This window comes from Streptomyces sp. NPDC001153, from assembly GCF_053598315.1.
Genome location: NZ_JBSFJZ010000006.1, coordinates 1 through 18,944, shown reverse-complemented (window position 1 = coordinate 18,944; position 18,944 = coordinate 1). Strand labels below are relative to the sequence as shown.

The window sequence follows — 18,944 nt, the reverse complement described above, 5'->3', positions numbered from 1 at the left end:
GTGCGAGTAGTGGTATCTATCCGAACACGTGCTCCGTTTCGGACAGTTCACCCATCAGCCGCCCGGGGGTTCCCGGTACTCAGCGCCTGTTCAGGGACGCGCCGAGCCGTTCCGGATCGGTCGTCGGCGCGTCGCAGGTGAAGTTGCGGCAGACGTACGCGGTCGGCTCGCCCTGCTGCAGGGGCCGGTCGGCGAGGAGCGGGAACTCGTCACTGTCCGCAGTGCCGACGGCCACGACGGCCCCGGGGGCGGTGCCCAGAAGTGCCGTACGGTGCAGGGCCGCCGTCTTCTCGCCCGCGAGACCGGACCCGGGTCCTGGTCCGACGACGGCGACCTCCTTCGGCCCGTCGAGGAGGGCCTCGGCGACGGCGAGCCCCCAGCCGATGAACCGGGGCACGCGCGGCCCGAGGGTCTGCACGACCCCCAGCGCCCGTTCGGCGGCGCTGCGGTGCGGCTCGGATCCGGTGTGTGCGGCATAGCTCAGCAGGGCACCGGCCGCCGCGGTCCAGCCGGACGGGGTGGCGTTGTCGGTGGGGTCCTGCGGCCGGCGGATCAACCGCTCGGCGTCGGCGGCGGTGTCGTAGAGGGCGCCGGTCGCGGCGTCGGTGAAGCGGGCGAGCACATGGTCGAGGAGCAGTCCGGCGAAATCCAGCCAGACGCCCTCGCCCGTCACGGACGCGAGCGCGAGGAAGCCCTCGGCGACGTCGGCGTAGTCCTCCAGCACGCCCGCGTTGGGGCCGACGCGACCGTCCTTGCTGGTGCGGGCGAGCCGGGCGTGCTCGTCGAGGTGCACCCGGACGAGCAGGTCGGCGGCGCCGAGGGCGGCCTCGACCAGGTCGGGCCGGTCGAAGTAGGCGCCGGTCTCGGCGAGCGCGGCGACGGCGAGGCCGTTCCAGGCGGCGACGACCTTGTCGTCGCGGCCGGGTGCGGGGCGTTCGGTGCGCCCGGCGAGGAGCCGTTCCCTGATGGAGGCGATCCTCTCGGCGTCGAAGACGGCGGTGTCCTGCGGCAGTCGGAGGACGGACTGCCCGTGCTCGAAGGTGCCCTCGTCGGTCACCCCGAAGTACTGGGCGGCGAGGTCGCCGTCCGCCTCCCCGAGGACGGCGCGCAGCCGCTCGGGCGTCCACACGTAGTACGCGCCCTCGACGTGCCGGCCCGTGCCGTCGTCGCTGTCGGCGTCGAAGGCCGAGGCGAACCCGCCCTCGTCGGTGCGCAGTTCACGCACGAGGAAGTCGGCGGTCTCCAGGGCGACGCGCCGCGCCAGGTCCGATCCGGTGGCCCGCCAGAGATGGGCGTACACGCGGCAGAGCAGCGCGTTGTCGTACAGCATCTTCTCGAAGTGCGGCACGACCCAGTCGCGGTCGACGGAGTACCGGGCGAACCCACCGCCGAGCTGGTCGTAGATGCCCCCGCGGGCCATCCGCTCACACGTGTCGTGCGCCATCTGCAGCGCGCCCTCGGCGCCGGTCCGGGCGTGGTGCCGCAGCAGGAACTCCAGCACCATGGAGGGCGGGAACTTCGGCGCCCCGCCGAATCCGCCGCGCTGCGGGTCGTACTCACGGGTGAGCCCGAGAAGCGCCTGGGCGAGCTCCTGCTCACCGGGCGGCCGCGCGCCCTGGTGGCTGATCTCCCGCTGGGCCAGGTCGCGGACGATCTTCCCGGCGACCTCGGCGACCTCCTCACGGCGGCTGCTCCAGGCCTGCTGCACACCCTCCAGCACCTGCCGGAAGGACGGCATCCCGTGCCGGGGCGCGGGCGGGAAGTAGGTCCCGAAGTAGAAGGGTTCGGCGTCCGGGGTGAGAAAGACCGTCATCGGCCAGCCGCCCTGCCCGGTGGCGGCCTGCACGGCCTCCATGTAGACGGCGTCCACGTCGGGGCGTTCCTCGCGGTCGACCTTGATGTTGACGAAGTGCTCGTTGAGGTAGTCGGCGGTGGTCCGGTCCTCGAAGGACTCGTGGGCCATGACATGACACCAGTGACAGCTCGCGTACCCGACGCTCAGCAGAACCGGTCTGTTCGTCCTGCGGGCCTCGTCGAAGGCCTCGGCCGACCAGGGCCACCAGTCGACGGGGTTGTCGGCGTGCTGGAGCAGATACGGGGACGTCTCATGGGCCAGTCGGTTCACCGTTCCACTCTCCCACGGGACCCTTCGACTCTCCCACGGGCTCGGGGACGGCGTGGCTCTCCGGCTCGGGCACCGCGTAGAAACGCATGAGCATCGGGCGCGCCCCTTCGGGGGCCTCCTCGCGCGGGTGGCCGTACCGGTCGAGCAGGGCGTGGTACTCCCGCATGAAGGCGAGCAGTTCCTCCCTGGTGAGCCAGGTGCCGTGGCGCTGGACCTGGGCCCAGCCCTCGGGGCCGCGGTACTCCTGGTGGGCGCGGCGGTACAGGGCGGTGTCGAACTCGATCTTCAGATGGGCGAGCCGGGCTGCGGCCGCGTACTCCTCGGGGGACATCGTGGCGGGGTCGGGCGTGGTGTGCCGGAAGGGCAGCGCCCGCCACCACCTCTCCCGCCCGCCGGACTTCTCCGGGATCTCCTCGATGAGCCGCTGATCGGCGAGTTTGCGCAGGTGGTAGCTGGTGGTGCCGGAGCTCTCGCCGAGTTCGCGGGCGAGGACGGTGGAGTTCGCCTCGCCGTGCCGGCCGAGGTACTCGAGGATCCGGCGGCGCAGGGGGTTGCCGAGGGATTTGTAGAGCGCGGTGCGCTCCAGGCTGGTCATCTCCGGCAGGCCGTCGGTCATGCGGTCACGGTAACCCTGAGAACCCTGAGAAGCCCCCGAAGTCTGCCGAGTTTTCTTTGCAGAGTTTTCTCTGCGATCTACGGTGGAGTCGGTCGAAGGACGACGAGAGGGGGAGGACGTGACCGTGGCGGTGACGGTGACCGGGGCGGTGCGCAAGAAGTGGCCCATGGTCCTGCTGGGGGCGGCGGCGGTCCTGCTGGTGCCGTGGACGGTGGTGCTGGGCCTGACCCTGCCGGGCCGTACGGAGGTCGGCAACTGGCCGCTGGCCTGGATCGGCCTGGACGTCCTGATGGCGACCGGCTGCGCGGCGACGGCCCTGCTCGGCCTGCGCGGCGACGCGAGGGCACGGCTGACGGCTTCGGCGACGGCGTCGGTGGCGGTCCTGGACGCCTGGTTCGACATAACGACAGCGGGCACGGGCGCCCCGCTGACCGAGGCACTGCTGTGCGCGGTGGCGGAGGGTGCGCTGGCGGGGGCGTGCGTGTACCTGGCGGTGGCCAAGGGATGGCCGACCGCCGGGCGCTGAGGGGCCGACGCTCACACGGAGGTCGCCGCACCTCCCCAACTCCGCACCGGACACCACCCCTCCCGCTTCCGCGCCCCGCGAAGGACACTGGTGGGCAAGGGAGTTGCCGCCGGAGGGGGACGGGACATGCGGGACGGCCATCGGGCGGAAGCCGAGCGGCTGCTGGTGCGGGCCGTCGAGGAGGAGGTACGGCGCTCGGGCGGCCGGATCGACGGACAGCTGCTGCTGTCGCGGGCGCGCGGTGCACTCGACGCGATGGCGGGGACGGCCGGCGAGGAGTACGAGGCCTACGTCCACGCGCTGGACGAGACCGAGGCGGGCCGGCTGACCTTCGGGCAGCGCTACGCCCGCGAGGGCGCCGGAACGGCCCTGCTGGTGGCGGCGGTTGCCGCGGTGGCCGCGGCCGTGGCCGACCTCTTGCTCGGCACCGGCACCGGCACGGCCGCCGGCGCGGGTGTCGCCGCGGGAGTGGTCGGCGCCGCCGCCTCCGTGGCCAAGGCGGCCGGATCCCATCTGCCCGCCGCGCATCACCGTGCCGGCGCGGCCGGCCAGCCCGGCGGGACCGAGCAGCTGCGGCTGCAGTGGCTGACCGCGCTGGAGGTGCGCGGCATCCGCCCGTTCCTCGACCAGCAGCGGGTGCTGACCGCCGCCACGGCCCCGAAGAAGAAGGGCGGCCCGGCGCTGCGCGGCGCGGACAAGAGCGCGGCGGCCCGCCGGCGTACGGTGCTGGAGCAGTCGTTCGGACAACTCCCGGACACGGAAGGCCCGTTCGCGGGGCGCCGGGCGGAGCTGGCGCGGATCCGGCAGTGGGCGCAGGCAGCCCGGGCGGCCACCGAGACCCGGCCCACGGTGGTCGTGCTGCACGGCGAGCCCGGCTCGGGCCGGACCACGCTCGCGGTGCGCGCGGCGCACGAGCTGCGGGACCACTTCCGCGGCGCGGTGGTCGTGGATCTGCGCGGCGGCCGGCGGGAGGAGGCGCCCCTTGCGACCCGGGACGCCCTGCTGCATCTGCTCAACCGGCTCGGCGCGCCCCGCGAGCAGTTGCTGTTCCGGGAGCGCTCCTCCCCCGACCAGCAGGTCAAGCGGCTCGGCGAGCTGTACCACCAGCATCTGTCCGGGCTGCCGGTGACGATCGTGCTGGACGACGCCTCGGACCCGGAGCAGGTGCGGGCGCTGGTGCCCGAGCACTCCGACAGCCTGGTCCTGGTCACCGCCCGCACCGCCCTGGACCTAGCCGCGGACCTGCCTGCCTGGGTGCACCATCTGCCGGTTGAAGCGCTGGACGCGGCCGGTGCCGAGGAACTGCTCGGCACCGTCGCCGAGGACGCGTCGGGGCCGTACGACGCCGAGTCCGCCGACCGGATCCGGGACCTCACCGGCGGACTGCCGCTGGCGCTCAGGATCGCGGGCTCCGCGCTCGGGCCGCGCTCACCCCGGCAACTGGCCACGGACCTGGCCGCATACGGCCCGGTGGAGCCGGTGGAGCGTGCCCTGTGGCTGCGCTACACCGACCAGCCGGAGCCCACGCGCCGGCTGCTGCGCAGGCTCGCGCTCGCGGGCCGGGCCTCACTGGGCGCCGCTGCGGCCGCCGCGCTGCTCGCCACGGACGAGGCCGAGGCCACCCGCCATCTCGTCGCCCTCGCCCGGGCAGGCCTCCTCGACCATGTGCGCGGCAGCCGCTACCGGCTGCACGACCTGGTGCGCGCCTTCGCCCAGGCCCGGCTGCTGGACGAGGAGGACCCGGCCGAGCGCACGGCGGCCCAGGAACGGCTGATCGTGAACTACGCGGACCTGGCCGACTCGGTGCTGCGCCTGGTCGACGGAAACATGTCCACGCGCTCGCACCAGTTCGGCCCGCACGGCTTCACCTCGCTGGACGAGGCGCTGCGCTGGCTGGACGACGAGTCCAGCTTCATCACCGCGACCCTGCGTCACACGGAGGGCGTGAACCAGAAGGCTGTGCAGAACCTGCTGGGCGCCCTGTGCGACTACTGCCTGCTGCGCGGCGACCTGTACCGGCTGGGCGAGATCAGCGAGCTGGCGCAGGCCGTGGACAAGGGACTGCTGGCGCGTTCCGTGCAGTGGCGCACCGGTATCGCGGCCCGGCAGCTGGGCGAGCTGGACAAGGCGCGCACCACACTGGCCTCGGTGGTGGACCTGTACCGGGAGGCACACCACGACGCGGGAGCGGCCCGCGCCCTGGCCTCGCTCGGGATCACCCTGCACCACCAGGGCCAGCTCACCGAGGCCGCGGCCAGACTGCAGGAGGCGCTGGACCTGCAGGCGACGCCGGAGCTGGCGACGGACCGCGCCTGGACGATGCACGCCCTGGCTGCCGTCCAGCGCGACCGGGCCCGGCTGGCGGAGGCGCTGGAGCTGCTCACCCGCTCCCTGGTCCTGCACCACGAGGGCGGATCGGTGCACGGCGAGGCCTGGGCGCACTTCCAGCTCGGCCAGCTGGCACTGCGGATGGGAGACGTACCGCGCGCGGAGACCGAGCTGCGGGCCGCCCTGGAGCGGTACGGCCGGACGCACGACGCGCGCGGCGAGGCATGGGCACTGACCCAGCTGGCCCGGGCCCGTCTGGTCGCCGGCGACGCCTCACCGGCCGTCGAGAGCCTGCGGCAGGCCGCCGCCCGGCACCGGGAGAACGAGGACGCGCGCGGCGAGGCGTGGACGCTGTACTACCTGGGCCAGGCACTGGAGGAGGCCGGCGATCTGGATCTGGCGGTGCGCGACCTGGAGCGGTCCCGCACGATGTTCTCCCGGATGCGGGACGTGTACGGCCTGGCCTGCGCCCGGCACCACTCGGCGCGGGTCACCCGCGACCAGCGGGCCGCGCAGACCGGCTCGCTGCGCAACTCCGGCTTCGCCCGGCAGCTCCTGGCGGACGCCCGCGCCGACTTCCAGCGGATCGGCGTCGCCCACGGCGAGGCGTGGACCTGCCTGGAACTGGCGGTGGTCGACGCGGGCAACGCCCGTACGCAGGCCGCACTGGCCCTCGCCGACGAGGCGCTGGACCTGTTCGCCTCCTACGGAGACCGGCGCGGCGAGGACTGGGCGCGCTTCCTGCGCTGCACCCTGCTGCCCTACGCGGCACCCGGCGGGGCGGAGGTGGGCACGGCGGTCGCCCAGGAGGAGCTGGCCCAGCTGGCCCGCGCCGGCCATCCCCTGCGGGACGAGAAGCTGGCCGACTACGTCCCGGCGTATGCCCTGCTGCTGGAACGCGGGGTCAGCCTGGAGGACGGCTGGCAGGCCTGGCGGCTGCGCATGACGCCGGACCGCCACGCCCGGGAGGTGATGGGGGTGGCGGTGCCGGCGGGGCGCTGAGGTCCGGATCAGCCTCGCTCGGCCGCGGAGTCGGCCTTCTCGGCCTTCCCCGCCTGCCCGGCCTCGGGGTCCGGGGTCTCCTTGAAGTCGACCTTGTTCATGTGCTTGCTCATCGACTTCATCAGGCCCCACACCGCCACGGCCATCACCGCGAAGACGATGAAGCCGAGAACGCCGGGGGTGACCTTGTTCTGGTCGACCTCCTTGGCGAGGGGGACCAGATGCGTCACTGCCAGGCTCACGCTTGCGCTCATGTCAGGCATTGTCCCGGATGCCCGCGAAGAGGTCGTCCTCGGGGAGGGAGGTGTCGACGAGCGACTTCGCCAGCTCGTACTCCTCCGTCGGCCAGACCTCCTTCTGCAGCTCCATCGGCACCCGGAACCAGCCGCCGTCGGGGTCGATCTGCGTGGCGTGTGCGATCAGCGCCTTGTCACGGATCTCGAAGAAGTCCGCGCACGGGATGTGCGTGGTCAGCGTGCGCTCGGTGCGCTCCATCTCGCTCCAGCGCTTGAGCCACTCCCCGTACGGCGACTCCAGCCCGCGCTCCAGCATCGCACTGTGCAGGGCCTCGGTGCGGGGGCGGTTGAAGCCCTGGTTGTAGTACAGCTTCAGCGGCTGGCAGGCGGGGCCGAACTCGGACTCCGGGTACTTCTCGGTGTCCGCCGCGCCCTCGAACGCCACCATGGAGATCTTGTGGGTCATGATGTGGTCGGGGTGCGGGTAGCCGCCGTTCTCGTCGTAGGTGGTGATCACCTGCGGGCGGAAGGCACGGATCCTGCGGACCAGCTCGCCGGCCGCCTTGTCGACGTCCTCCAGGGCGAAGCAGCCCTCGGGCAGCGGCGGCAGCGGGTCACCCTCGGGCAGGCCCGAGTCGACGAAGCCGAGCCACTCCTGCTTGACGCCCAGGATCTCGCGGGCCTCGTCCATCTCCTTCTTGCGTACCTCGTGGATGTGCTCCTCGATGTACGTGTCGCCCTGCAGCTTCGGATTGAGGATGGACCCGCGCTCCCCGCCGGTGCAGGTCACCACCAGCACGTCCACCCCCTCGGACACGTACTTCGCCATGGTGGCCGCGCCCTTGCTCGACTCGTCGTCAGGGTGCGCGTGGACGGCCATCAGTCGCAGCTGGTCAGTCAAGACTCAATCCTCGGTAAGTCGGCGCCCCGTGGTCTCGGCGCGATCGGCGGCTTCTATAGTGACGGAATCGGGGGGCGAATAATTCCGGGTCCGGTTCCGGCCGAGAGGACGATCATGAGTACGGCGAGCACGCGGCTGCCCGAGGGCCGCTACGGCCGTTCCTCGGACGAGCGTGCGGACCGGCGGCTCAAGGCCGCCGGCGCGGTGCTCGGCGCGGCCCTGCTGGCACTGGTCGGTTACTTCGCCTACCACTATGTCGTGGAGAGCAGGATCAGCGCCCAGGTGATCGCCTTCGACGCCACGGACAACGCGGTCGAGGTGCATCTGGAGGTCCACAAGGACTCCGGCACCTCGGGCTACTGCACCCTGCGCTCCCAGGCGGCCGACGGCTCCGAGGTGGGCCGGGCCGACTTCCGCTTCACCGGATCGGCCACGCGTATCGACAAGGTCGTCACGCTGCGTACGACGGCGAAGGGCACCACGGCCGAGCTGCTCGGCTGCCATACCGGCTGACCGGGACCGGACACCCCGGCTTCACCCGGAATACGTACACGCTGACCTGCGTTGATGTGATTCTCATGGCTTATGTCCTCCCCCTCCCGGCCTTGAATTGTTAGGCTCGTGGTTTCGCCCATCCAAGAGGGAACATGCTTCTGGGTAGGGCGATGCTTTGTATTCCCAGTACCGACGAGGAGCACCCTGTGACCCAGACCAGCGAGAACGTCACCTGGCTGACCCAGGAGGCGTACAACAAGCTCAAGGACGAGCTTGAGTACCTTACTGGTCCTGCGCGCACGGAGATCGCCGCCAAGATCGCGGCCGCGCGCGAGGAGGGCGACCTGCGCGAGAACGGCGGGTACCACGCGGCCAAGGAGGAGCAGGGCAAGCAGGAGCTGCGTGTGCGGCAGCTGACCCAGCTTCTCGAGAAGGCCCAGGTGGGCGAGGCCCCGGCCTCCGCCGACGGTGCCGTCGCACCGGGCATGGTCGTCACGATCGCCTTCGACGGTGACGAGGACGACACGATGACGTTCCTGCTCGCCTCCCGCGAGTACGCGAGCGCCGACATCGAGACGTACTCGCCGCAGTCCCCGCTCGGCGCCGGCGTCATCGGCCACAAGGTCGGCGAGGACGCGGAGTACGAACTGCCGAACGGCAAGAAGGCCTCGGTGCGGATCCTGAAGGCCGAGCCGTACTCGGGCTGATCCGCCCTCCCGATATGACCTCGAGCCCCCGGCGCCCGGCGGATCCCGCCCGGCACCGGGGGCTTCGCCGTGCCCGCAGCCGGGCCCGCAGTCGTGCCCGGAGCCGTCAGGCGGTGGCCGAGCGGTACTTGCGGACCGCGAAGGTACGGAAGACGACGATGATCAGGACCGAGTAGATCAGCGAGGCCCACACGGGGTGCTCCATGGGCCAGGCGTGCGAGGTGGACCGGCCGGGGTTGGCGAAGAGCACGCGGCAGGCCTGCGCGGTGGCGCTGAACGGGTTCCACTCGGCTATGTGCCGCAGCCACGGCGTCATGTGGCCGGGGTCCACGAAGGCGTTGGAGATGAACGTCACCGGGAACAGCCAGATCAGCCCGCTGGACGTGGCCGCCTCGGGAGTGCGCACGGACATGCCGATCAGGGCGCCGATCCAGGTGAACGCGTAACCGAGCAGGAGCAGCAGACCGAACGCTGCGAGCACCTTGCCGACGTTGGTGTCGCCGTTGGACCCGACACGCCAGCCGACCAGCAGGGCGACCACGGCGAGCACGACCAGCGTGACGGCCGTCTGCACCAGATCGGCGAGGGTGCGCCCGGTCAGCACCGCCCCGCGTGCCATCGGCAGGGAGCGGAAGCGGTCGATGAGCCCCTTGTGCATGTCGTCGGCGATACCGGCGCCGGAGCTCGCGGTGGCGAACGTGACGGTCTGCGCGAAGATGCCCGCCATGAGGAAGTTCTTGTAGGCGATGGGGCTGGCGCTGCCGCCGATCTGCATGGAACCGCCGAAGACGTAGCTGAACAGCACCACGAACATGATCGGCTGGATCAGTCCGTAGATGATCATCTCAGGGATCCTGGACATGCGGATCAGATTGCGTTTCGCCACGACCATCGAGTCGCGGAAGGAGCGGCTGATGGGGTTGCCGGGCGGTGTCACCCGCGCGGCTTCGCTGACGGCGCTCATTTCACGGCCTCCTTGCCGTTCGCCTCGTCCTGGGCGGCGGTCTCGGCCACGTGTCCCGTCAGCGACAGGAAGACGTCGTCGAGGGTGGGGCGGCGCAGCCCGATGTCGTCTATCTCGATTCCGCGGGTGTCCAGCTCGCGGATGATCTCGGCGAGCAGCTTGGCGCCGCCGGTCACCGGGACCGTGAGCCGGCGGGTGTGCTCCTCGACCGTGACCTCGCCCTTGCCGAAGCCGCGCAGCACCTCGGCGGCGCTCGTGATGTGCTCGCGCTCGTGCACCACGACCTCGACGCGCTCGCCGCCGGTGCGGGCCTTGAGCTGGTCGGAGGTGCCCTTGGCGATGACCCGGCCGTGGTCGACCACCGCGATGTCATGGGCGAGGTGGTCGGCCTCCTCCAGGTACTGCGTGGTGAGCAGCAGGGTCGTACCGCCGGAGACGAGCTGCTTGATGACCTCCCACAGCTGCTGGCGGTTGCGCGGGTCCAGGCCGGTCGTGGGCTCGTCCATGAACATCACGGGCGGCGAGACCACGAGGGCCGCGGCGAGGTCGAGCCGGCGGCGCATGCCTCCGGAGTAGGTCTTGGCGGGGCGGTCGGCGGCGTCCGCGAGGTTGAACTGCTCCAGCAGCTCCCCCGCGCGCGCCTTCGCGGCCTTGCTCTTCATCTGGTACAGCTGTCCGACCATCTGCAGGTTCTCCCGGCCGGTCAGATACTCGTCGACCGCCGCGAACTGGCCGGACAGGCCTATGCAGCGGCGTACGGCGTCGGGGTCCTTCAGTACGTCCACGCCCGCGACGACCGCTTTGCCGCTGTCGGGGCGCAGGAGGGTGGTCAGGCAGCGGACGGCCGTCGTCTTGCCGGCGCCGTTCGGCCCGAGGAGGCCGAGGACCGTGCCCTCGGGCACGTCCAGGTCTACGCCGTCGAGAGCCCTTACGTCGCCGAAGGTCTTCACCAGGCCTTCGGCATGGATGGCGCCTGGCATGTCTGTCTCCACGTCGTCGGGGGGTTGCCTCGAAAAGGCTAGGTTTGCGCGTTCGGATGCGCCTGCGGTTTTTCCGAATACGAGCGGTGACCCGCAGCCGCCACGACACACCATAACGCGATGTATCGCGTTTCTCAATGGACTTCACCTGAACGGATGGCGAAGGGGCAGAACGGCGGCCGGACCCTCAGTCGATGACGGTGTAACCCGCGTCCCGCAGGGCCTGGCCGACCTCGGCGCAGTGCGCCGGGCCCTTCGTCTCGAGGTGCAGCTCCACCTCCGCCTCCGTGAGCCCGAGCCGGGGGTCGGTTCGAACGTGGCTCACGTCGAGGACATTAGCGTCGACCACTGACAACACCCCGAGGAGCGTGGCGAGGGCGCCCGGACGGTCCGTCAGCCGGAGCCGAACGGCCAGGTAGCGGCCCTGCGCGGCCATGCCGTGCCGCAGCACGCGCTGCAACAGCACCGGGTCCACGTTCCCGCCGGAGAGCACCGCGACGACCGGTCCCTCGAAGGTGTCCGGCGCGGCCAGCAGCGCCGCGACCGGGCTCGCCCCGGCCGGCTCCACGACCAGCTTGGCCCGCTCCAGGCACAGCAGCAGCGCGGCCGACAGCTGGTCCTCGCCGACCGTGCGCACCTCGTCGACCAGATCCCTGACGATCCCGAACGGCACCAGTCCCGGCCGGCCCACCTTGATGCCGTCGGCCATCGTCGCCGGGTTCCGCACCGACACCGGGTGCCCGGCGGCCAGCGAGGGCGGGTAGGCCGCCGCGCCCTCCGCCTGCACGCCGACGATCGTGACGTCCGGCCGGATGGCCTTCACCGCGACCGCGATCCCGGCCGCGAGCCCGCCGCCGCCGATACCGACGACGACCGTGCGGACCTCCGGGCACTGCTCCAGGATCTCCAGGCCGACCGTGCCCTGACCGGCGATGATGTCCGGGTGGTCGAAGGGGTGGATGAACACCGCCCCCGTCTCGGCCGCGTACTCCTCGGCGGCGGCCAGCGTCTCGTCGACCACCTGGCCGTGCAGTCGCACCTCGGCGCCGTAGTCCCGGGTCGCGCTGATCTTGGGCAGCGGGGCGCCCTTCGGCATGAACACCGTGGAGTGCACACCGAGCAGCGAGGAGGCCAGCGCCACGCCCTGCGCGTGGTTCCCGGCGCTCGCGGCCACCACACCCGCCGCCCGCTCCTCCGGCAGCAGTCCGGAGATCCGCACATAGGCGCCGCGCAGCTTGAACGAGCCGGTCCGCTGCAGGTTCTCGCACTTCAGATGCACCGGCGCGCCGACCAGCTGGGACAGGTGCCGGCTGCCCTCCATCGCGGTGACTCGTGCCACGCCAGAGAGCATCTTCTGGGCGCCGCGAACATCGTCGAGGGTGACGGAACGCAAGGAGTCAGCCGTGCGGTAGCTCATGACTCCAGCATCGCAGTTCACGGTCGTACACGACGGTTGTGACCAAGCTCCGAGACCGGTTTGCGCAGCGCCGGTACGGCCCGCCGCCGGGCCGCGTACCCTGTCCCCCAACCCAGCAGCCCTTCATGAAGCGAGCCTCCGGCCATGCCCACAACACCCGAATTGTCGATGGACATGACGACCGTCGGTGACACCGGTCTTCTCGACACCCTTCAGCACGAGGTGGCGGTGTTCGCCCGCCGTGCCGAACAGACGCGGCTCGGCGGGGTCGGGCAGGTGCGCAACTCCATGGACCGCGCGGCGTATCTGCTGCTCAACCGCCTCGACAAGGAAGGCCCGATGGGCGTCAAGGCGCTCGCCGCGAGCATGGGCATCGACTCCTCCACGGTCACCCGGCAGGTGGCTCCGCTGGTCGACACCGGGCTCGTCAAACGCACCTCGCACCCCGAGGACGGGCGGGCGGTGGTCCTTCAGCTGTCCCCGCGCGGGGTCGCCCGGCTGGAGGAGGTGCGCTCCTCCAGGCGTCAGCTGATGGCCGAGCTGACGCAGGACTGGGCCCCGGAGGAACGCGAGCAGTTCTGCACGCTCCTGACCCGGTTCAACCGCGCGCTGTCCGCGCGGATGACGGTGCAGGGGACCGCGCCGGTGGAGCAGCCGCCGGTGTCCTGAGGGCGGACGCCGGCCGCGGGCAGCCCGGCGCGGGCACGCACCGGTCGGGCGCCGGAGTCCGGCCGGTCGGTGCCGGAGTCTTGACCCCGGGCCGCCGCTGGCCTCATATGAGACCGGGTCCTGCGTCGTACGCGGTTCACCTGTCCCGTACCGGACAGGGCCCCCTCTAGGGGGAGGCGCGGTGCGTGATCGGCAGGTGTCCCGAGGGGCCCGCCGGGCCCGGGAGTTCGAGGCGTTCGTCGCGGGTGCGGCCGGACGTCTGCTGCATACCGCCACGTTGCTGACCGCGGAGGCGGCGAACGCCAACCCACGCGCGCGGCGCCTGCTGACGCTCGCGCTGGCCCACACCTACGCGCGCTGGGACCGGCTGCACGGCGAGGATCCGTACGACTGCGCCCGCCAGTTCCTCGCCACCCGCTTCGCACGCGCAACCTGGCACCAGTACGGCGCCTTCGGCCGTGCCCGCCCGGACCCGGACGGACCGCTCGCCGCACTCAGCCCGCAGGAGCGGCTGATCCTGGTGCTGCGCTTCTACGAAGGCGTCGCCGAGGAGCAGGCAGCGGCCCTCCTCGGACTCCCACGGGAGCGCGTCCACACCATCTGCGACCGTGCGACAGCCACTCTGCTCCACCCGGCAGGCCGCCCCGCACCACGGACGGCGGGCAGGAAGGTGGCGCCTTCATGAGGGCGTGGGGAGTGAACGGCGCAGGCGGTACCGAGGGCGTGGGGAGTGTGCGGGGCGGCGGGAACGCCGTGCGTGGGGGCGGCCCCTGTAGCGGGCCGGCAGCTGGAACCCGGCGCGTCGGGAGGGCGGTGTGAACCGGCCCGAACGGGAGGCCGCCGCGCGGCAGATCATGGAGCGGGCCCCGGCACCGGTGCCGCCGGAGCTGTGTGCGGAGGCGGTGCGCCGCGGTGAACGCCTGCTGCGGCGCAGGCAGCTCGTCCGCCGGGTGCTGTGGCTGCTGGCCTGCGCCGCGGTCGTCGCGTTCAGCGTGTGGGCGGCCCGAGTGCACCCGTGGACGCAGCCGCCCTCCCAGACGACCCCGCCGATCACCGGCTGGTGAGCCGCCGGTCGATGACGCCAATGGCCTCTATGGCCTCTGCGGCCTCTACAGGCTCTACGGCGGCCTCTGCGGCCTCTATGACGCCTATGGCCTCTACGCCGTCGATGGCCGTTGCCGGTACGGCCGCAGGCCGACGGGCGTCACGGCCCACCCGTGCGGCGGCCGGCACCACGTCCGCCCCCGGAGGTCCGGCCCAGTGGCGACCGCCCGCGGACACCGGCGATCGGACACCGGCGATCGGACACCGGGCCCGCCGGGGGCGACCGTCGGGGTGGCGCGGGCGGAGCCGCACATCGATACGGCCCCGCGCCTCCCCGTGTGGCCCGGCCCCGCCCCGCGGCAGGCGTCCGCTCCGTCAGCCCAGCGCCTGCTGGAGGTCGGTCAGCAGGTCGTCGACGTTCTCGATACCCACGGACAGGCGTACCAGGTCGCCGGGGACCTCCAGCGCGGAGCCGGCCGCGGACGCGTGCGTCATCCGGCCGGGGTGCTCGATGAGGGACTCGACACCGCCGAGGGACTCTCCGAGGGTGAACACCTTCGCGCGGTTGCACACCTCGACGGCGGCCTCCTCGCCGCCCTCGACGCGGAAGGACACCATGCCGCCGAACGCCTTCATCTGCTTCGCGGCGACCTCGTGGCCGGGGTGCTCGGGCAGGCCCGGGTAGAGCACGCTGGTCACGCGCGCGTGCCGGGTCAGCATGTCGGCGATCTTCGTGGCGTTCTCGCTGTGCCGGTCCATCCGCACCGCGAGGGTCTTGGTGCCGCGCAGCACCAGCCAGGAGTCGAAGGGGCCGGCCACGGCGCCCATCGCGTTCTGGTGGTAGGCGAGCTCCTCGCCGAGTCCCTGGTCGGAGACGATCAGCGCGCCGCCGACCACGTCCGAGTGGCCGCCCATGTACTTGGTCAGCGAGTGGACGACGACGTCCGCGCCGAGCGACAGCGGCTGCTGGAGGTAGGGCGTGGCGAAGGTGTTGTCGACGACGAGCTTCGCGCCCGCGTCGTGCGCGACCTGAGCGACGGCGGCGATGTCGGTGATGCCGAGCAGCGGGTTGGAGGGGGTCTCGACCCAGACGGCCTTGGTCTTCGGGGTGATCGCGGCCCGTACGGCGGCCGGGTCGCTGGTGTCCGCGACGGACCACTCCACGCCCCAGCGGGTGACGACCTTGGCGAAGAGGCGGAAGGTGCCGCCGTAGGCGTCGTTCGGGATCACCACGTGGTCACCGGGGCTGAGCAGCGTGCGCAGCAGGGTGTCCTCGGCCGCCAGGCCGGACGCGAAGGCGAGGCCGCGGCGGCCGCCCTCCAGCGCGGCGAGGTTCTCCTCGAGGGCGGTGCGGGTGGGGTTGGCGCTGCGGCTGTACTCGTAGCCGCCGCGCAGTCCGCCGACGCCGTCCTGCTTGTAGGTCGAGACCTGGTAGATCGGCGGGACGACCGCGCCGGTGAGGGGATCCGCGGTGTTGCCCGCGTGGATCGCGAGGGTCTCGAAGTGCTGACTGATGTGCCTGTCGCTCATGTGCACCGAGCGTAATGCGCCTCACCGGGTCCTGACGCCCGCAGAGCCAACCGGCGCGCTGTCCTGTCATGAACGTGACCCGAGTTTTCCACAGCCCCGCGGCGGGGTTGGCCATTTGTCGGCGGCGTCTGGTTCGCTTGGGGCATGGCGATTCTCTGGCTGGTCATGGCGCTGCTCATGCTGAGCTTCGTGCTGCTCCCGTTCATGCGGCGCAGGCGCGGGATGATCGAGCAGGTGCCCCCGGGACACCCGGACGCCGCCGACCCGGCTGCCTACGGCTTCGTGCGCCAGGAGGAGCTGGATGTGCGCATGCCCGGTGCGGACCAGGACCTGCTGGAGGTCCTGGAGTTGGTGCAGCGCACACAGGACTATCGCGCGGCCTCCCAGCTGCTGGCCGGCACCGAGACCGAGGGCGAGCTGCGCTGGCAGCGGGTGCAGGCGTTCGCGGGCGCGGCCGCGCTGGAGCTGCAGCAGCGGCCCGGCGGGGTGCACGAGACGCCGGGCGGCCAGTGGCTGCGGGTGTGGCGGGCCGAGCAGCCCAAGGACGCGGGCTGCGCCGCCGTCTACGCGGAGTTCCTGGTGCAGCAGGCCTGGCGGACGTCGACGCCGGGCACGGACGACTTCCGGATCATCATGGAGGAGGCCCGGGACGCGTGCGCCCAGGCGGGCCTGCTGGCCCCCGGCGACCCGGTGCCGTACATCGTCGAGCTGTCCATCGCGCGTGGACTCGCCTATTCCCAGGCCGAGTTCGACCAGCTGTGGCTGAAGATCCTCGACCGCGCCCCGCATCACATGGGCGCCCATCTGGCCGCGCTGCACCACTGGTGCGAGAAGTGGCACGGCTCGCGCGAGCAGGCGTACGCCTTCGCCGAGGCCGCCGCGACCCGCGCCCCGCAGGGCTCGCTGCTCGCCGCGCTGCCCCTGTTCGCGGTCTTCGAGCACCTCCCCGAGGTCAACCTCGTGGCGAGCTTCTACCAGAGCGAGGTCGTCACCAAGGCGATGCACGGCGCCCTGCACGCAGTGCACTCGGCCCGCCCCGACGACCCCGTGCTCGCGCACGTCCGCCATCTGCTGGTCTTCTTCCTGGTCCGCGCCGAGCGCTGGCAGGAGGCCATGCACCAGCTGATACACGTCGACGGGCACATCGGGGCGCTGCCCTGGACACTGTCCGCCGACCCGGCGGCCGAGTTCGCCCTCTACCGCGCCCTCGCGGTGGCGGGTTACGAGGCCAACGGCGGCAGCCCGGCCACCCTCCCCGGCTGACCCATCGCCCCCGGCCGCCGCGCGGATCGCCGGACGCGACCGCGTGAACCCGACCCACGAGAAGGTCCGCGCGGGCCTGCCCAGCCACGCGGAGGGGATCCTCCCGGGCGGGTACCGCGGACCGGACGGGACGGTGGTCAAGCCGCGTACCGGTGTCGTCGCGCGCGGCCCGCGGTCGAGGCGTCCTTCCGGGGCAGGGAGAAGCCCGCCTTCGAAAATGAATGGCTGACAGGGTTCCACCGGCCGCACGCTGTAGGCCATACAAGAACCACAACGCAGGATCCGCGCATTGCACACGGCATCCACGATCACCGTCCATCAGGCATACGCCCCGGAGATCGGCCTGCCCGCGGCTCGCCACGGCCACTTCCCCGCGGGGTGGAAGCGGGACCGTATGACGTGGATCAAGCCGCGCTCATAACCTTTTTCCATGGCCGAAGACGACAGGAACCAGCAGACGGACGCCCGGTTACGGCGAGCCCTCCGGGCCAGGCAGGCAGCCGGCACGCAGAGGGCGAAGAAGCACCGGTCCGACTGGACGGGAGAGTCAGCGGCGATCTACTGCCGTATCTCCCACGTGAACGACGACGACCAGACCGGCGTGGAGCGCCAGGAGCGCATCTGCCGTGATGTGGCCGAGCGTCTCGGACTCATCGTCGCCGAAGATCAAGTCTTCGTGGACAACAACCGCTCGGCATGGCAGCGGAAGCGCAAACGGCCGGGGTGGGACGCGCTTCTCACCGAGGCCAGCAAGGGCCGTGTCCGGCACGTCCTCACCTACCACCCGGACCGGCTGATGCGACAGCCGCGCGACCTCGAAGAGCTGTTGCAGATCGCCGACGATCACGACATCACGCTGCACGGCCAGGCGAACCGGCGCGATCTCGCGGACCCCGATGACCGCGTCTTCCTGCGCATCGAGCCACTGCGTCGCAGGAGCCTCAGTCCGACACTGCGGCGCCACGGAGGCCAGTGGTTTGTCTCGTCATGATCCGGACGAGTGCTTCTCCACCCATCGGCGGGCGCCGACTTCGGCGGCGGATTCGCGGACCGTGAGCACAGCAAGGAACTCGCCGACGGTGTACGCGATCAATGCGGGAAGGACAGGCGCTGCGAGCAGGACGAGACCGCGGCCGGCGAAGGTCAGCCCCACGTTGCGGCGAGCCCGGTCGCGTTTGGCCTGGCGACTCTGATCGGGTGTAGGCGGGTTCAAGAGGGCCTCGTGGTGCCGACGCCGCTGAGCCAGCCAACCCCAGACAACGGTCACGCAGGATGCGGCCGCCAACACCAGGTTCCACACGTAGCGCACGGTTGCCGACGTCCCGCTGAGGAATCCCACATAAATGCCCAGCAAGCACCAGTAGGCAAACGCCAGCACGGCTAGCCAGAGAATCCCTGTGAGTGTCCGGCGCAACCAGTAGCGGGGACCGCGTTCGTACCACGTGGTCCCGAGTCCCGGAAGCGAGGGGACACGGACGGAGGGCGCGGGTACGGGGGCCTCAGAAGATGCTCTTGAAACCATGCCAGACGCCCTTTCCGAAACTCTTGACGTCGTTCCCATATCGTTTGACGTCGCCCCACGTGTCCGACCCGACGTTGGCGGTGCCGTGCAAGATGCCGCCGACCACGCCGTGATCGTGGATGTCCTCACTCCAGTGCTCGTGAAACGCGTGATCAAGGACGCTGCTCGCGCCGACGACGAGCCCAGTGCCCACCAGACAGACGCCGACGGCACCCTCGACCGGCAGTGCCGCCGTGATGCCCGCACCGATGGCCAGACCCCCGAGCGCCGCACCGCCGTCGACGACGACGGCGTGCTGCCAGGACCAGCCCCTGTCATGGTCGTCCTTCGCCTCCAGCAGACCGCAGGCGCCTGCCGCGGCGACGTCGAGTACCGGGACTTCTTTCAGGAAGTCCGGGAGTTTCTCGACGCCCTCCCCGAGACGCAACGCATGCGCCGCGTCGACCATCTTGATGTTCAGCGCACGGTCGTACGGCAGCTTGTCTCCGCCGTGGTCGGCGGCCAGGATGTCGTCCTCCAGCGCTTTGACCTTGCTCACCGCGTCGCGATAGGCGCTCTTGGCAGGGAGATCATCGGGCATTTTGCGGCCCTGTTGCTGGTACGTCCTGCGTTCAGCTTT

General features: G+C 71.4%; 18 protein-coding genes and 2 pseudogenes. 10 read left to right on the top strand and 10 right to left on the bottom strand.

Annotated features, from left to right (window positions below; translation table 11 throughout):
- Positions 1-79: 79 nt before the first annotated feature.
- Both ACWDEN_RS08325 and ACWDEN_RS08320 read right to left on the bottom strand, forming a co-directional pair.
- Positions 80-2,125 carry a thioredoxin domain-containing protein gene (locus ACWDEN_RS08325; protein ID WP_450858040.1) on the bottom strand — a complete coding sequence of 682 codons (2,046 nt, stop codon included), beginning with the start codon at positions 2,123-2,125 and terminating at the stop codon, positions 80-82.
- On the bottom strand, positions 2,106-2,741 hold the full coding sequence (locus tag ACWDEN_RS08320) for an ArsR/SmtB family transcription factor (protein WP_450858038.1): 636 nt from the start codon (positions 2,739-2,741) through the stop codon (positions 2,106-2,108). The genes ACWDEN_RS08325 and ACWDEN_RS08320 overlap by 20 nt, the downstream gene beginning before the upstream one ends.
- 118 nt (positions 2,742-2,859) lie before the next feature.
- On the opposite strand from ACWDEN_RS08320, the gene ACWDEN_RS08315 reads away from it, so the two are divergent.
- Entirely contained in the window at positions 2,860-3,267 is a 408-nt protein-coding gene (locus ACWDEN_RS08315; RefSeq protein ID WP_450858036.1) for a hypothetical protein, read from the top strand.
- 126 nt (positions 3,268-3,393) lie between these two features.
- A complete protein-coding gene (locus tag ACWDEN_RS08310; RefSeq protein ID WP_450858034.1) occupies positions 3,394-6,597 on the top strand; it encodes a tetratricopeptide repeat protein in 3,204 nt (1,067 codons plus the stop codon).
- 8 nt (positions 6,598-6,605) lie between these two features.
- Here ACWDEN_RS08310 and ACWDEN_RS08305 read toward each other — a convergent pair whose 3' ends face one another.
- Both ACWDEN_RS08305 and mca read right to left on the bottom strand, forming a co-directional pair.
- Positions 6,606-6,860, bottom strand: a complete 255-nt coding sequence (locus ACWDEN_RS08305) for a hypothetical protein (protein WP_450858032.1) — start codon at positions 6,858-6,860, stop codon at positions 6,606-6,608.
- Positions 6,853-7,713, bottom strand: coding sequence for a mycothiol conjugate amidase Mca (mca, locus tag ACWDEN_RS08300; protein ID WP_450858251.1), 861 nt, complete (start codon positions 7,711-7,713; stop codon positions 6,853-6,855). The genes ACWDEN_RS08305 and mca overlap by 8 nt, the downstream gene beginning before the upstream one ends.
- A gap of 135 nt (positions 7,714-7,848) precedes the next feature.
- Between mca and ACWDEN_RS08295 the strand changes: the two genes are divergently transcribed.
- Positions 7,849-8,247, top strand: a complete 399-nt coding sequence (locus tag ACWDEN_RS08295; RefSeq protein WP_351618286.1) for a DUF4307 domain-containing protein — start codon at positions 7,849-7,851, stop codon at positions 8,245-8,247.
- Between the two features lie 188 nt (positions 8,248-8,435).
- Positions 8,436-8,936, top strand: a complete 501-nt coding sequence (greA, locus tag ACWDEN_RS08290) for a transcription elongation factor GreA (protein ID WP_351618284.1) — start codon at positions 8,436-8,438, stop codon at positions 8,934-8,936.
- A 106-nt stretch (positions 8,937-9,042) separates the two neighbouring features.
- Here the strand turns inward: greA and ACWDEN_RS08285 are convergent, their stop codons facing one another.
- The 3 genes from ACWDEN_RS08285 to ilvA form a co-directional block, all read right to left on the bottom strand.
- A complete protein-coding gene (locus ACWDEN_RS08285) occupies positions 9,043-9,900 on the bottom strand; it encodes an ABC transporter permease (RefSeq protein WP_450858030.1) in 858 nt (285 codons plus the stop codon).
- Positions 9,897-10,880: an ATP-binding cassette domain-containing protein gene (locus tag ACWDEN_RS08280; protein WP_450858028.1), complete on the bottom strand. Its 984-nt coding sequence runs from the start codon at positions 10,878-10,880 to the stop codon at positions 9,897-9,899. Before ACWDEN_RS08280 ends, ACWDEN_RS08285 begins: the two co-directional genes overlap by 4 nt.
- Before the next feature lie 187 nt (positions 10,881-11,067).
- Complete coding sequence (ilvA, locus tag ACWDEN_RS08275; RefSeq protein ID WP_450858026.1) at positions 11,068-12,297, bottom strand: threonine ammonia-lyase; 1,230 nt, start codon at positions 12,295-12,297, stop codon at positions 11,068-11,070.
- Positions 12,298-12,441: 144 nt separating this feature from the next.
- Here ilvA and ACWDEN_RS08270 point away from each other — a divergent pair, with 144 nt between their 5' ends.
- The 3 genes from ACWDEN_RS08270 (at position 12,442) to ACWDEN_RS08260 (ending at position 14,030) form a co-directional block, all read left to right on the top strand.
- The gene (locus tag ACWDEN_RS08270; protein WP_351606171.1) at positions 12,442-12,966 is read left to right on the top strand and encodes a MarR family winged helix-turn-helix transcriptional regulator; all 525 of its coding nucleotides are present in this window, start codon (positions 12,442-12,444) and stop codon (positions 12,964-12,966) included.
- Between the two features lie 181 nt (positions 12,967-13,147).
- Positions 13,148-13,651, top strand: a complete 504-nt coding sequence (locus ACWDEN_RS08265) for a sigma factor-like helix-turn-helix DNA-binding protein (protein WP_351606169.1) — start codon at positions 13,148-13,150, stop codon at positions 13,649-13,651.
- A gap of 130 nt (positions 13,652-13,781) precedes the next feature.
- Positions 13,782-14,030: a hypothetical protein gene (locus ACWDEN_RS08260; RefSeq protein ID WP_351606166.1), complete on the top strand. Its 249-nt coding sequence runs from the start codon at positions 13,782-13,784 to the stop codon at positions 14,028-14,030.
- A gap of 355 nt (positions 14,031-14,385) precedes the next feature.
- Here the strand turns inward: ACWDEN_RS08260 and ACWDEN_RS08255 are convergent, their stop codons facing one another.
- Positions 14,386-15,540: a cystathionine gamma-synthase gene (locus ACWDEN_RS08255; RefSeq protein ID WP_351606163.1), complete on the bottom strand. Its 1,155-nt coding sequence runs from the start codon at positions 15,538-15,540 to the stop codon at positions 14,386-14,388.
- Positions 15,541-15,684: 144 nt separating this feature from the next.
- On the opposite strand from ACWDEN_RS08255, the gene ACWDEN_RS08250 reads away from it, so the two are divergent.
- The 3 genes and pseudogenes from ACWDEN_RS08250 to ACWDEN_RS08240 all read left to right on the top strand — a co-directional run bounded on the left by ACWDEN_RS08250 (position 15,685) and on the right by ACWDEN_RS08240 (position 17,794).
- Entirely contained in the window at positions 15,685-16,803 is a 1,119-nt protein-coding gene (locus tag ACWDEN_RS08250; protein WP_450858023.1) for a hypothetical protein, read from the top strand.
- Between the two features lie 259 nt (positions 16,804-17,062).
- Positions 17,063-17,215: pseudogene (locus ACWDEN_RS08245) on the top strand (DUF4291 family protein); the annotation flags it as partial.
- A gap of 18 nt (positions 17,216-17,233) precedes the next feature.
- The gene (locus tag ACWDEN_RS08240; protein WP_450858021.1) at positions 17,234-17,794 is read left to right on the top strand and encodes a recombinase family protein; all 561 of its coding nucleotides are present in this window, start codon (positions 17,234-17,236) and stop codon (positions 17,792-17,794) included.
- Here the strand turns inward: ACWDEN_RS08240 and ACWDEN_RS08235 are convergent.
- Both ACWDEN_RS08235 and ACWDEN_RS08230 read right to left on the bottom strand, forming a co-directional pair.
- Entirely contained in the window at positions 17,789-18,181 is a 393-nt protein-coding gene (locus ACWDEN_RS08235; protein ID WP_351606155.1) for a hypothetical protein, read from the bottom strand. The genes ACWDEN_RS08240 and ACWDEN_RS08235 overlap by 6 nt on opposite strands.
- Positions 18,182-18,302: 121 nt before the next feature.
- Positions 18,303-18,944 (bottom strand): annotated as a pseudogene (locus tag ACWDEN_RS08230) (hypothetical protein); the annotation flags it as partial.